The 13,790-nt window shown below is 65.1% G+C and carries 13 protein-coding genes; 2 read left to right on the top strand and 11 right to left on the bottom strand.

All coding sequences use genetic code 11. The features are described 5' to 3' along the window. Positions 1-106: 106 nt before the first annotated feature. Positions 107-724: a hypothetical protein gene (locus DEI92_RS06165; RefSeq protein WP_111012749.1), complete on the bottom strand. Its 618-nt coding sequence runs from the start codon at positions 722-724 to the stop codon at positions 107-109. 146 nt (positions 725-870) lie between these two features. Here DEI92_RS06165 and DEI92_RS06160 point away from each other — a divergent pair, with 146 nt between their 5' ends. After that, on the top strand, positions 871-1,191 hold the full coding sequence (locus DEI92_RS06160) for a nucleotide pyrophosphohydrolase (protein ID WP_111012748.1): 321 nt from the start codon (positions 871-873) through the stop codon (positions 1,189-1,191). Further along, positions 1,178-2,926: a DUF2075 domain-containing protein gene (locus DEI92_RS06155; RefSeq protein ID WP_111012747.1), complete on the top strand. Its 1,749-nt coding sequence runs from the start codon at positions 1,178-1,180 to the stop codon at positions 2,924-2,926. Before DEI92_RS06160 ends, DEI92_RS06155 begins: the two co-directional genes overlap by 14 nt. 37 nt (positions 2,927-2,963) lie before the next feature. Here DEI92_RS06155 and DEI92_RS16490 read toward each other — a convergent pair whose 3' ends face one another. From DEI92_RS16490 to DEI92_RS06110, 10 genes are all read right to left on the bottom strand, one after another. Next, positions 2,964-3,134 carry a hypothetical protein gene (locus tag DEI92_RS16490; protein WP_181434684.1) on the bottom strand — a complete coding sequence of 57 codons (171 nt, stop codon included), beginning with the start codon at positions 3,132-3,134 and terminating at the stop codon, positions 2,964-2,966. A 1-nt stretch (position 3,135) separates the two neighbouring features. Continuing rightward, complete coding sequence (locus tag DEI92_RS06150; protein ID WP_111012746.1) at positions 3,136-4,386, bottom strand: hypothetical protein; 1,251 nt, start codon at positions 4,384-4,386, stop codon at positions 3,136-3,138. After that, positions 4,376-4,996 (bottom strand): hypothetical protein, encoded by a 621-nt coding sequence (locus DEI92_RS06145; protein ID WP_111012745.1) that lies wholly within the window; start codon positions 4,994-4,996, stop codon positions 4,376-4,378. Before DEI92_RS06145 ends, DEI92_RS06150 begins: the two co-directional genes overlap by 11 nt. 105 nt (positions 4,997-5,101) lie before the next feature. Beyond that, the gene (locus tag DEI92_RS06140; protein WP_111012744.1) at positions 5,102-5,701 is read right to left on the bottom strand and encodes a hypothetical protein; all 600 of its coding nucleotides are present in this window, start codon (positions 5,699-5,701) and stop codon (positions 5,102-5,104) included. A gap of 213 nt (positions 5,702-5,914) precedes the next feature. Continuing rightward, entirely contained in the window at positions 5,915-7,009 is a 1,095-nt protein-coding gene (locus DEI92_RS06135; RefSeq protein WP_111012743.1) for a type I restriction endonuclease, read from the bottom strand. A 93-nt stretch (positions 7,010-7,102) separates the two neighbouring features. Continuing rightward, positions 7,103-9,193, bottom strand: coding sequence for a nuclease-related domain-containing DEAD/DEAH box helicase (locus DEI92_RS06130; protein ID WP_111012742.1), 2,091 nt, complete (start codon positions 9,191-9,193; stop codon positions 7,103-7,105). A 100-nt stretch (positions 9,194-9,293) separates the two neighbouring features. Further along, positions 9,294-9,980 carry a uracil-DNA glycosylase gene (locus DEI92_RS06125; RefSeq protein WP_181434682.1) on the bottom strand — a complete coding sequence of 229 codons (687 nt, stop codon included), beginning with the start codon at positions 9,978-9,980 and terminating at the stop codon, positions 9,294-9,296. 469 nt (positions 9,981-10,449) lie between these two features. After that, positions 10,450-11,271 carry a carbohydrate ABC transporter permease gene (locus DEI92_RS06120; RefSeq protein ID WP_111012740.1) on the bottom strand — a complete coding sequence of 274 codons (822 nt, stop codon included), beginning with the start codon at positions 11,269-11,271 and terminating at the stop codon, positions 10,450-10,452. Next, a complete protein-coding gene (locus DEI92_RS06115) occupies positions 11,271-12,356 on the bottom strand; it encodes a carbohydrate ABC transporter permease (protein WP_111012739.1) in 1,086 nt (361 codons plus the stop codon). The genes DEI92_RS06120 and DEI92_RS06115 overlap by 1 nt, the downstream gene beginning before the upstream one ends. Positions 12,357-12,359: 3 nt before the next feature. Further along, a complete protein-coding gene (locus DEI92_RS06110; protein ID WP_258370105.1) occupies positions 12,360-13,610 on the bottom strand; it encodes an ABC transporter substrate-binding protein in 1,251 nt (416 codons plus the stop codon). Between the last annotated feature and the right edge of the window lie 180 nt (positions 13,611-13,790).

Raw genomic sequence — 13,790 nt, 5'->3', positions numbered from 1 at the left:
CCGCACCCTCGCGCGGCAGCTCGAGGCGCAGGCCGACGGGATCCGGAGGGGGGCCTCCCGACTTGACAGCGCCGTCGGCGACGCCGGCGGGTCCTGGACGGGCGCGTCAGTCGATCGCTCGGGGCCTCGGCGCAGTGGCATTAAGGGAGACTCTCGCAGTCGTGTAGTTCTGACGAGTACGACTGATGTTGAGATCATCCACCAGCCGCGCTAACAACTCGTCGTACGCCTTCCGGTACCCGTCGAGGACGTCCGCGCCGATGTGGTCGTGCGGAGCGAGGGCGAAGTGCTGCTCCCACCCCGGCTGCCAACCGATGTCCTGCCGACACCAGGCCTGACTTCGTCTGTACGAGCTGCTGATGATCTTCGCGTCCGAACCCCAGGCGCCAAAGGTGATGAAGCTCCGCGACATCAAGTTCTCGTAGGCGGCAGACACAGCTCGCGAGAACAAGGGGGCTGCACAGTAGAAGTCGCTGTCCAGGTGCCGCTTGAGCGCCACGATGTCGAGTGGTGAATCGTCACGCCAGCCTCCGATGAACGTGACGTAGCACATTAGCCGATTCAGATTCGGAACCAATTGCCGGTAGTAGTCGACGCGAAGCTTGAGCAGCTCAGAGTTGCGCGACTGCCGCTTGGTGATGACGATACCGAGCACCGCGACGAGGATCGGCGTCAGCGCGGTACCGATCGCCGTGACGTCATCGGTCCACGCGTCAATGTTCACCCGAGAAGCTTCCCGTGACCGTGGGCTCCTTCGAGCGACGACACGCTGCCGGGATCGGACCACGCCGAGCGCCCCGCGGGGCGGGAGGCTGTTCTGAGGCCTCTCCTGGGCCTCATGACGCGCCTTCTGGCTGTTAGCGTTCGTGCATGCCGGACGACGGACTGATGGGCGAGTTACGAGCCTTCGTATCCGAACGCGATTGGGGCCAATTCCACAGTGCGAGCAACCTCGCGAAGAGCGTCTCGATCGAGGCCGGGGAGCTCCTCGAGTGTTATCAGTGGAGCGACGATGCGCCGCTCGAGGACGTGCGTGGGGAACTCGCGGACGTGTTGACCTACTGTCTGATGCTCGCGGACCGACTGGGGCTCGATCCGGAGGCGATCGTCAGAACGAAGCTCGAAGAGACCCGGCAGAAGTACCCGGTCGACCGAGCGAAGGGCCGAAGCACGAAGTATGACCGGCTTTAGCATCGAGCGCCTGCCGTTCGGCGCTGCGCAAATCCAGGCGTGGCGCGAGCGCGATCCTCGGTTCACGAACTGGCCCGTCGTCTACGTTCTCGACGACGGCAAGCGTGTGTACGTGGGCGAGACTCGCAACGCGGCGGCACGTATGCGCCAGCACCTCGAGTCCGAGGAACGCGGCTCTCTCCGCGCCGTGCGCGTGGTGCTCGACGACACGTTCAACAAGTCCGTCTGTCTCGACCTTGAGTCTCGACTGATCGGACTCTTCGCGGGTGAGGGCAAGTACACGGTACTCAACCGCAACGAAGGCATCGTCGACGCAGACTACTACGCCCGCGCCAGCTATCGCGAGAAGTTCGACGGGATCTTCGAAGCGCTCCGCGAGCAGAAACTCTTCACCCGCGACATCGCGGATATCGAGAACAGCGAACTGTTCAAGCTCTCCCCATTCAAGGCTCTGAATCAGGACCAAGCTGTCGCCATTGAAGACATACTGGAGGGCTTGTTCGAGGACCTGGAGAGCGATACTGGCGACACGATCGTGATCGAGGGTGCGCCCGGCACGGGGAAGACCGTCGTCGCGGTCTACCTGATGAAGCTGCTCAGCGACATCGCGCGGGGCATCGACATCGACGAATTGGACGGCGACTCCCTGTTCAGCGATTTCTTCGTGGCTGACAACCACGAATTGCTGCAGGGCTTCCGCATGGGCTTGGTCGTGCCGCAGCAGGCGTTACGCGCTTCGCTCCGGAAAGTCTTCGCCAAGACGCCGGGGCTCCACCCGTCGATGGTGCTCACGCCGTTCGACGTCGGGAAGAGCAGCGAAGACTTCGACCTGTTGATCGTCGACGAGGCGCACCGCTTGAATCAGCGGGCGAACCAGGCGTCCGGCCCGCAGAACAAGAGCTTTGGCGAGATCAACGCGGCACTTTTCGGGAGCGACGCCGACCACTGGACGCAGCTCGACTGGATCCGCCGGAAGAGCACGAATCAGATCCTCCTCATCGACTCCGAGCAGAGCGTGCGGCCGGCGGACCTCCCGAACGAGCTGCAGGTGAACGTGATCGCCGAAGCGCGTGAGCATCACCGGTACTACCGTCTGCTCTCCCAGATGCGAGTTCGCGCGGGCGAGGACTATGTGGAGTACGTCCGGGCCATCATGCGTGACGAGAATCCCGCTCCGCAGATGTTCGCGGACTACGAGTTCCGCATGTTCGACGACCTTGGCGAGATGCACGACGCCATCCGGGTGCGAGACGAGCAGTACGGTTTGTCGCGACTGGTTGCGGGATATGCGTGGCCGTGGAAGAGCAAGAGGGATCCGTCCGCCTACGACATCGAGGAAGACGGGCGCCGGCTTCGCTGGAACCAGACGCAAACGGACTGGATACATTCGGCAGGCGCCGTCGACCAAGTGGGCTCGATTCACACTGTTCAGGGGTACGACCTGAACTACGCTGGCGTTGTCATCGGACCGGACCTCCGCTACGACGAGCACGCCGGGCGTATCATATTCGATCGTTCGAGCTACTTTGACAAGAAGGGCATGGAGAACAATCCACGGCTGGGGATGACGTACTCCGACGAGGATCTGTTGCGCTTCGTGTCGAACATCTATGCGGTGCTGCTGACTCGTGGTATCCGCGGCACTTACCTGTGGATCGCCGATCGCGCGCTCCGTCAGAGGTTTCGCGACTATGCTTGGTCTGAATCCGGGGCCTCGCTTCGCCGAGGTGCGTGACTCGCCGGTGGTGTCGCTTTTCGCTTTCATCGACCCTTCAAAGTGAAGATCCTGGGGTCATCCTGATGCCGACGAAGAAGTTCCGCATGACGAACGCCGAGAACGGCAGGGCGACGACGGCGTGGATGATGATCAGGCCGGTCGCGGTGTCGAACAGTCGGACGTGTCCCTGGCACGATCGCTGAAATAAGCGGGGGCCACGCAGCACGCTAGGACTCGTCGTCCGCCTTCTTCGACCCGCTGCGCGGCATGATCCGCTCCGCGAACGCGAGCGCCGCCTCTCCGGCTGCGGACCGCGCCTTGGTGACTGCCGCATCTCCGAGGCGCTTCGCACCGTCGATGCCGCTCTCACCCGCGTCGATGGCCTTGTCTCTGATTTCGAGCGCCGCGGCCGACCACCGCTTTGACTCCAGAGCCTGCCCGGCGCTCTCGATGCCCAGATGGCCGTGGAACTGGGTGACGCCGCTTGCCATCTGATTCCTGGAATCGACCACGACGTGCGCGTTCAACGGGTGGAGCAGCACATTCGAGTTGGCCCGCTCGGCGGCGTCGTCCATGCGGCTCAGGATCTTCGTCGTGCTCGTCTTGATCAGGTCGCGACGTGCTTCGCGTGTGAGGGCCAGCGCGGTCCGGTGGTCGTCGATCTCGCCAGGGGTTGCTTCGAGCACTCGATCGAGTTCGAGCACGGAGTGGGCGTCCTGCATTTGGAAGCAACGTGCGACGACCGCCAACCAGTCTCCGACTGACGCCTTGGCCGCCTCGGAAGCGGCTGCGAGATCGCCCATCTTCGACTTGCCCTCGAGCTTCTCTGCAACCGCGTCGAGCTGCCGGAGCGCGTACGCCTGGACGGTGTCAAGCATGACGGACGTGTGCTGCACCTTCTGCCACGTCGTGTCCGGGACGCGACCCATGTTCTCGCGGACCCGGAGCGCATCGGTGAGAGCGAGGTCGACGCCGATCATGTCCGCGAACACTGCGTCCTTCTGCGCCCGAAGGATGTCGTCGACCTTTTCATCGATCTTCGCGAGGTAGTCCGTCACCTCGTCCATTGCCTGCTGCATGGCGACCTGCGCCATGATGCCGGCGGCGCCAGCAAGCAGGGCTGGATTTGCCGCGAGCGCGCGGGGACCCTTCGCGATCTCGAGAATGCTTTTGATCTTCCCGTTCTCCGTCACGATCGCGCGACCGACGCCGGGTTTTGAGCCCTTCATCAGCGGCAGGTTCTTCGCGACCTCTGCCGATTCTTTCGTCAGCTTCACCCAGCGGCCGGACTGGGCGACACCGTCCGCAGCGGCCTGCGCGAGGGCGCTCGCGGCGCCGGATGACTGCCGGCGGAGTCTGTGGAGGTCAAGCTCACGGGAGGGAAGACCGGTGCTGGACAGGAAGCGCTCCACCGCTGCCGGATCCCCGATTACGGCCAGGCCGGTGCCGTCGTTGATCAGCTCTACTTCATCGTTCATCGTTCTGCTCCTCGGGATGGAGAGGTGTTCGGGTGGTTGTTCGGGAAAGCAGTTCGGCACGGACGCGGGCGTACGCAGTCTCGCCATCTCGGTCGGGCGTAGCAATCCGCACGACGGGTGCGTATCCCAGCGCCGGGAGGGCAATGTCCCGCAGTGCATCGTTGTAAGCGCGCTGCCGCTGGCGGCCGCCGGGGCCGAAACCAACGGCCGGGCGGTGCGCATATTGGAGATCGGCTCGACTCGACCACTCGTCACACAGTTGGAGGTACTCGTTGAGGTCGAATCCGAGCGACAGTTGCGGCGGGTACGCCACGAGCGTTCGGCGCCGTGCCGTTGTGAAGTGCTGTAACTCATCGATCTCGACGACCGTCCGAGTCGCGACGTGGAGGAAGTCTCCGCGCAGGGGTGTCGGACGCTTGGCTGCGAGCTCGTCTTCGTTCCCACCGAGGTCGAGGTAGATACCACGGAGAAGCGAGACCGTCTCAGGCGCGACATCGCGGAGGTCCAGGTGCCCTCGTTGGGTGATCGCCGGGACGACGTTGCGTTCGAACCGCAGTCCGTCCGCTGCCGCCAGCTGCTCGATCCGTCGTTCCGTGTCACCGACCGGCATGGGGCTCACCGCCGGCCCCGTTGCACGATGTTGGCGAACCCACGATCCTCGGACGGCAACGTCCGCTTGGACAACGGCCCGTGTGCATGGCCGACGTCTCTTGCATCACAGTCGGGCGAGGAGCTCCGCCTTTTTCGGCGCGAACTCCTCCTCAGTCAAATGCCAGCCTTCGCCAGGTCGGCCAGCTTGGTGAGTGCCGCGAACACCTCGTCCTGGGACAACGAGGAAGGTGCCGCGGCAGGGACCGGCGTTGGTGCAGTCTCCGCCACCTGCACAGCCGGTACTGACGAAGTCCAGAACCGCACTCGTCGCCGGACCGGCCATGACGGCGACGGGAGCTACGTCGACGGGAGAGGATTCGGCCTCTCGGTTGATCGGCTCGCCGTCAGGCTCGGTGATGACCGGTAACGCTGGTGCACCGATGCCGAAGTCTGCGGCGTCCGATGTGCCGTCGAGGACGGCGTCCAGGAACTCAGCGGCCGACGCAAACGAGGCGGCGGACGCACGACGTGCGGGGTGCGCGGACTCCAGCGTTTCGAAGATGGACGACACCACGGCCTCCTGCGACGCCAACCAATGCGGCATCCACACCCGCTGCACGCTCGGCCAGTGCATGAGGTTCTCGAGTACCTCGAGCGGCAGGGCATCGCGGTCGGCGACCGTCGAGCGCGACGCCCAAGCAGGTGTGTCGAGCAGGACGGCCATCAGCGGCTCGTCTGGTGCGGACGGGTGCACCAGACGATGTCGACCTTGAAGTCGGACAGGCCGGTCATTGCTCGTTCCTTCTTTGTTCGGGTGCGCGAGGCGAGCGGAGGGGCGGTTCGAGTCGTCGCTCGGCCTGCTTGCTCATCTTGGCATGAGCCACCGTCATATGCTGGAGCCGTTGCGGACAGGGCGCGGAAGCAGCCCCGGTCCGCTTCAGACAGCGAAGGTGCGAACCGTCTCGCGGATTGCGTCAGCGTGCTCGTAGATGTCCTCGAGTGCGTCGATCGGGTGACGCGTCTCGTTCTTCTCCTGGTCGAACAAGCCGAGGTACTTCTGCTTTTTGCCGTTGAACCAGAGCCGCGCGACCGGCTTGCGGTTGTTGTTGTCGAGCAGCACGGCGAAGTACGACTTCTGATCGCGGTGTGTGACGCGGTAGGGCTTGACCTCGCTGCAGGCGATCGCCTTGACGATCTGGTAGCCCTCGAGCTCCTCCTGGGTCGTGACGACGTCAGAGGGCTGCTCGAGGTTCTCCTCAGCGATGGCTTGGCTTTGAACGCTCTCGACGGACGCTTCGAAATGGGGTGCGGCGAAGGAGCTGCCGAGGGCAGTCTTCAGGCGGTCGTTCACCTGTTCGTTCAGAAACTGCTTGATGGCCTTCGAGACCAGTGTGGTGAACTGCTCGCGCACCTTCTGCGTGTACATACCGTCGTAGACGCGGGTGGTCAAGAACTTGATGAAATCGTCGGATGGCTCGCGGAGTTGTGCGGCCAGCGCGCGCTTCAGGGACCCTACGTACTTCAGCTCTTCGGCGGCACTGATGATCGAGTCGAGATCAAAGCTCTCCTTGGTGAGCTTCTGCAGCTCCGGGAGCAACGTCTCGTCGATGTCGCCGAGGTCGAGCACGAGGAACGGCTTGTCGTCCATCTTGTTCGGAGCGTCGAGGTCCGTGTAGAAGTTGTAGACCTCACCGTTGGTGAGGATGGCGATCCGGGCGTTGGTGACGGAGAAGTACCGGAACAACTGAGAGGCGTGCTCGATCTTCAGCGGCTCGGTCGACTTCTTGCACTCGATCAGGATCTGGACTTCGCTGTCCCGCATGATCGCGTAGTCGACCTTCTCGCCGCGCTTCACGCCGACGTCGGCGGTGAACTCCGGTACCACCTCGAGGGGATTGAACACGTCGTACCCGAGGATCGTCGAGATGAACGGCATCACGAACGCGTTCTTCGTCGCCTCTTCGGTCTCGATGGCCTGACGTTGATTCTGGACCTTCGTCGCCAGAGCTGCCAGACGTTCTTCAAATTCCACTGTGATCCTTTCCTCGGGTGTTCGTATTGTGGAGCAACTCGTGCTCCATGACTAGTGCGTCCTTCGAGAGGTTCGCGGGTCGGCCGAGCACCCTCAGTGCACACCGACCCAGAGCCCGTCCCGGGCTCGTGTCATTCCGACGTACAGCTCCCGGCGATCGAGCGCGTGTCGTTCTCGGTCCGATTCACGGGCGTCGGCCTTCGGGCGTTCGTCGAGCAGCGAGGTCCGGACGCGGGGGAGCAGGACCTGCTTGAACTCGAGACCCTTCGCGCGCTTGATCGTCCCGACTTTCACGGCGGCGATGGGGATGCCGTTGTACTTCTTCAACGACACACTCGCAATGCCTGCCTCCGCGAGCGCGGTCATCACTCGGTCGGCGTCGGTGTTCGTCCTGGTGAGGATGCCGATGTCGCCGAGACTGGTGTCGACGAGGCGGAGTACCTCGCGAACGCGCGGGACGATGGCGTCGTCGTGCTCCGCCCAGGACGGGAACCGTCGGATGACGGGCGCGGGCCCGGTCTTGGTGACCGCGGACACGGCGTCTCCGGACCCGTCGACACCTTCGATGTCGACGTAGTCGTCGCCGGCGACGAGGTCCTTGGCGAACGCCAGGATCTCTGCCGTGTTGCGGTGATTGACATCGAGCACGACGCCACGCCCCGCGACACTGATTCCGATCTCGCCGAGCGTGTACCCGCCGGGGTAGATGGTCTGCTGGCCGTCACCGATGAGGGTGAGCCCGTCCGGCCGGTTCCCGACGAGCGCGTGCAGCATCGCGACCATGGCACACGACAGGTCCTGCGCCTCGTCGACGATGACGGCCTCGTAGTCACGTAGAGGGTCGGCTCGGAGCGAATCGCGTGCGAGCAGGATGACGTCTGCGTAGTCGACGACGCCGCGGCGGCGGAGGCTCTCGTCATAGGCCGAGTACAGGTCCCATACCGCTTGCCGCTGATCGAGCGTCAACGGGTGCTTGCGGCCAACCCGAGCCAGGTCCGCGTACTCCTCGAACCGCGTGAGCCCGCGTCCCTTGATCACAGAGCCGATCTCGTCCTCCCAGTACGAGAACGAGAACCGCTTGGATCGGAGGGGGCTGTCGGCGTCGACTCCGTTCCATGCCTCGTACAAGGCTCGCTTCGCCTCCATGCCGTCGAGGCGGGCAGGGACCGCGCGGTCCTTGAGGACTTTGATCGCGAACTGGTGGATACCGCTGAAGTCGACGCGGTCCTTCACATCAGGTGCAAGCCGCGTGAGCAGGCTGCCGAGTACCGCCGGCAGCGTTCGGATGTACGTGGCGACGAGGACTCGTTGGCCAGTGCTGCGAGCCAGGTAGGCAGCCCGGTGGAGACCGACCACGGTCTTGCCGGTGCCAGCAGCGCCGCGTATTCGAGACGGGCCGTTGAAGTTGCGGCGCACGAGCTTCGCCTGCGCTGGGTCGAGCGTGGCCATCCACGCCTCGATCGGTGCGTCCAACATGCCGGTGACCAGGTCTGCCTCAAGCTCCTCGGCAGCACGGTGCTCGACGCCCGAGAGGTCGAGCGGGGTCCTCGGTAGCACCGGTGTCGGCACGGTGAGGTCGGGGATGTCCTCATCGAGCGCTCCGTTCATCGGGGCGAAATGCCGCATACACGCGAGCAGGACCGCATCCACCTGCGGGCCCGGTAACCGCCGTTGGTACGCGGTGATGTGCGCGATGAGATCGAGGGCGCCCCGGACGTCGACCGACGCGACCTCGGCGCGAATGCCCTTACGACCGGCAAGCGCGACGACCGCGTGGACCTCGTTCGGCGCGAGGCCGACTTCGGCGAGGACCGCCTCCGCCCCGTATCTCAGGTCCGCGAGGCGCGCTATGTCGTCGGTCACATCCTCCTGGCCGCGGAACATGCGCCCGTCGCTGATCGCGGTTTCACTCCAGGCTTTCGTGTCGACGATGAACACGCCACCCGGTCCGACGACGACCATGTCGACCTGGGCGTGCCGGCTTCCGGGCCAGCGGCGGTCGGCCAACAGGTGATAGCCGATCGCGCCCAGCGGGGCAAGGAGACGTGCGGTCTCCTCCTCCGTCCGATGGGCGATGGCGAACCGCTTAGCGGTCGCCCGCGCGACCCCGGCGGCAGTCTCGAGCGCCGCAGCGCGCCGCAGCTGCCGTTGTGCTTCGACGCCAGCGGATTCCCCTGCGATCACGACCCCGACCCCTCATCTGTCGGCTGATGAGACTCGTACCGACCGCAAACCAGTTTGACGGGACGGACGTCCTGTGTGGGAGTACCCGTTCGGGGGTGGGCTACGCGACGAGCTCGGCGGTCTTCCGAAGCGCCGCGACGAATCGCTCTTTCGCCCCGGGTTGAGCGAACGACTGCCCGGCAGGATGCACCGTCCGGATCACTCGGTACTGGTCGCCGATGATCAGGTCGAGGTGCGCGTCCCATGCCTGTTGTGCCTTCTGGCCGGCGAGGACGATGACGCGGAGGTTCGGGAGCACGTTGAGAAGTCCGCGGAGCTCGACGGCGCCCTGCGCGAGCTCCGCGCTGCTCGGCTTGACCGAAGCGCGGCCGAGTACCCACGGCACGATGTTCCATGCGAGAGCGTGGTCGTGAAGCCCGACGTCGTTCCGGGTGGTCCACACGTTCTGTGCCGTCGGGTCGTCGTTGTCCACGGAAATGAAGCCGCTGCCGCCCCACTCCGGAACGGTCTTCGGGCCTGGTGCCTCGAGCAACAGCAGCGCTCGGGCCGCCACGCCTGATTCCGCCGGGTCGAAGTGAGGGATCACGATCCCTGGCTGCAGCGCTCGTCGGCGCTCCTCGACCTCACGGGCCCACGCCTCGAGCGGCAGCGTCTCTTTTGCGGTGCCGAGCATCGCATTGCGGTCCGCGAGGACATCCGGATCACGCAGTCCGCGGGGCGCGTCGAGGAACATGGAGCGAGCGTAACGAGAAGGAATGCTTGTCAGGCTGCTTCGTCGATGGGCCACACCGTTCCTGGCATCCGCGAAGGCGCTTTTGCCGCCCCGATGGGACCTTGTTTGCCCTGTGGCTTGCGGGCATTGGCTTTCCGGCCGCGGAGCAAGTGGCGGTAGCAAGGACTCACCCCGGGATGCTGGCTCCATGCCCGCTCGACTCTCGTGTCACTCGTGTCGTCGAGATCCGGATGCCCAGCTACCGATTGCGACCGATGACGCCGCGCGCCGGAAGGACCGTCACGAGTAGGGCGATGATGGCCGCGCCGACCTCGACCAAGACCATGAGTCAGACCCCCTGCGGGACGGTACGAGCAGCAGCCGAAGCGTCGGACACGCGTCGAGTGACCCTGAGTGTGGATGAAGATACACCGTAGCACATGGAATATCAGTACGAGGATGTGACGTCGCGCGTGGGGAAGCTCAACCACGCACAGAAGGGCCGCTCCGGCAGCGCGGGCGCGGCCCTTCGAAGTGACTCCGCTCAGTACTGCCCCAACGACAACCCCCGCTGGAAGAACCGCTGCGCGAACCCGAACAGCAGCGCGGTGGGTAGCGACACCAGGAGCGCCGCGGTCAGGATGATCGTGAACCCGGGCCCACCGCCCTCGACGGACTGCAGCGCGTTGAGCAGGGGCATCACGGGCCGGGTCGACGGGCTCTGCGTCAGGATGAGCGCGATGAGGAAGTCGTTCCACACCCACGTGGCCTGCAGGATGAACACGACGACCAGGGCGCTGCGCGACATCGGCAGGTAGATCCGGGTGAAGATCCGCCAGACGCTGGCACCGTCGACGACCGCGGCCTCGAACACGCTCGGCGCGATGCCGACGAAGAAGTTCCGCATGACGAACGCCGAGAACGGCAGGGCGACGACGGCGTAGATGATGATCAGGCCGGGCGCGGTGTCGAACAGGCCGATGTCGGCGTAGACGGAGAACCAGGGGATGAGCATCATCTGCAGCGGGAACACCGTGCCGCAGAAGATGACGAAGAACCAGAAGAATCCGTGTCGCACCTTGAGCACGATGACCGCGAACGCCACGGCGGCGCCGAGGGCGACGGCGATGATCGGCGCGACGATTGCGTACACGGCGGTGATGCCGAGGCCGGATGGCACGTCGGTGTTCTGGAACACCGCGATGACGTTGTCCCACAGGCCGACGGGGGAGCCGGCGCTCCACAAGTTGTCTCCGGAGTACGAGGCGGAGCTCTTGCTCGCGTTCGCGAACAGCAGGTAGATCGGCACGAGCCACAGCAGGCCCATGGCGCCGAGGATCACGTAGCGGGGCATGGTCGACCGCATCAGACGGCCCTCCGTTCTGAACGAGCCACGCCGGACCTGTCAGACCGTCCGGCGCCGCTGGCGGCCCCGACCGTCTCACGAGGCGAGGCGTCGGACGGACCGCTGGCGGACCTCCCGGCCGAGCCCCCGGGCGCACCGCCGTCGCCACCGCGCGTACGCCGGGAGGCCCGACCCGCGCCCGCCCCATCGCGCGCCGCCCCGTCACCCGAGGAGTCGCCGATCGCGAGCTGCCGCCGCAGGTAGATGACGCTCGCGGCGACGGTGATGACGCTGAGGAAGATCGCGACGGCCGACCCGAGCCCGTACTGGCTGTTCGAGAACGTGTCGCGGTACATGGTGACGCCGAGGGTCTCGGACACCCGGTTCGGCCCGCCCTGCGTCATGGCCTGCACGATGTCGAACGTCTTGAGGCTGTTGACGATCGACAGGCCGACCACGATGGTCGTGGAGGGCCGGAGCAGTGGCCAGATCATGTACCGGAACATGCGCCAGCCGGAGGCGCCGTCGACGCGCGCGGCCTCGAGCGGCTCCTTGGGGATCGACTGCAGGCCGACGGTGAACAGCAGCGCGTTGACGCCGATGCCCTGCCACGACGCGGCGAGGATCATCACCACGGTGTTGAGCGGGGCCACCTGGAGCCAGCGGATGTCACTGCCGGGCAGGTGCAGGAACGCGAGTGCCTGGGACAGCGCACCGCCGTTCTGCAGCACGAAGTTGAACAGGATGCCGACCGCGACGCCGGAGAGGGCGTAGGGGATGAGGAACGGCACGCGGAGCCAGGCGGCGCCCTTGAGGCCGAATGACAGGTAGGCGACGAGGAGCCCGATCCCGACGGGGATGAGCAGCGAGCCGCCGACCCAGATCAGTGTGTTGAGGAGCGCGGTGGTGAACACCGGGTCCGTGAACATCGAGGCGTAGTTGGCGAGCCCAACGAACGACGCGCTGCCGAGGCCCGTGTACGACGTGAAGCTGAGGTAGACGGTGTAGAGGACGGGGAGGTAGAGGACCAGGACCACCACGGCCGCGCCTGGGCCGAGGAAGGCCCAGGCGGCGGCCTGGTAGTTGGTCGATTTGCGGTCGGCCATCGGTTACTTGTGGCTCTTCCAGTACTGCGCGGCGACCTGCTGGATGCCCGACAGGTACTTCTTCGGGTCACCGGGGTTCGTCATGAACCCGGTGAACTGGTCGAGCGCCTCGGTCAGGATCTGCTGCGGCGTGGCCTCGTAGTAGCGCAGGTACGTCTCGTACTTGCTGGTGTTCGACAGTTCCTTGCTCGCGTCGACGAAGGTCTGCGTCGCCGCGGTGGCCTTCGGGTTGTACGGCAGGTTGTTCTGCTGCTTCGACCAGGCGGTCTGCGCCTTCGCGGTCATCCACCAGGCCGAGTACTTGAGCCCGAGCTGCTTCTGGGAGGACTTCTCGGGCACGCACGCCGGCGCGGTCTCGATCGCCACGGGGGTCTTGGCCTGCGCCGGGTTCACCTTGGGGATCGTGAACACGCCCCAGTCGGTTCCGGGCTTGAGGCCGACCTGGTCGATCGTCGACGCGTACCAGGTGCCGAACGGGATCATGGCGAGCTTGCCGTCCTTCATCTGCGTCTCGGGGGCCGTCTTGGAACCCGGGTCGCTGAAGTACCCCTTCTTCTCCATGTCGAGCCACGTGTCCATCACCTTGACCACGCGCGGATCGGTGTACGAGACCTTGCCGGTCGAGAGGCCCTGGTAGAGGTTCAGGTCCGTGCCGGCGAGGAGGATCTGGAACCACACGAACGCCCAGGGGTCGCCGCCCGAGCTCCAGAACGGCGAGATGCCGTGCTGCTTGAGGACCGCGGCGTCGGACATCATCTCGGCCCAGGTCGTCGGCGGCGTCAAGTTGTACTTGGCGAACATCGACTTGTCGTAGTACATGACCCAGTCGTCGACGCTGATCGGGGTGCAGTACTGCTTGCCGTCGATCGTGTAGAGGCTCTTGACGCTCGGGGCGATCTGGCCGTTCGCGATCGCCTTCTTCCAGATGCTCGAGGTGTCCGCGACGAGGCCCTGGTCGACGAGCTGCTTGAGCTGGTCGCCGGTGTGCCAGGTGAACAGCCCCGGCGTCTTGTTCGTCCGGAACGACTGCTTGACGAACGCCTGGAACGCCGGCTGGTCCGCGTAGGTCGAGGACTTGAGCGAGACGCCGATGTCCTTCTGCGACACCTTCGAGAACGACTTGAAGTCCCACGACTTGTCGTTGACGAAGCTCAAGGTGCCGGTGGTGGTGTTCGACGAGCTCGACGACGAACACCCGACGAGCACCGCTGATGCCGCCAGGGTCATCGCGATGACCGGTAGCAATCGCTTCATTTTCACGCTGAACTCCCTTGTTCTCGGCCCGGTGCACGCGTCTCGCCGCTCGTGGAACTCAGTGCGAGGAGTGCGGATGCAATCCGTTGGTATCGTTACCAGGCGCTGACAGTAACATGCGCTGCGACGGAGCGGCAAGGGTGTCGATCCCGAACCGGACGGACTGCGCGGGTCGGACAG

Origin of the sequence: Curtobacterium sp. MCBD17_034, assembly GCF_003234515.1 — a bacterium.
GTDB lineage: Bacteria > Actinomycetota > Actinomycetes > Actinomycetales > Microbacteriaceae > Curtobacterium.
Note: the sequence above shows the minus strand (reverse complement) of the source record. Positions and strands in the feature narration are given on the sequence as shown.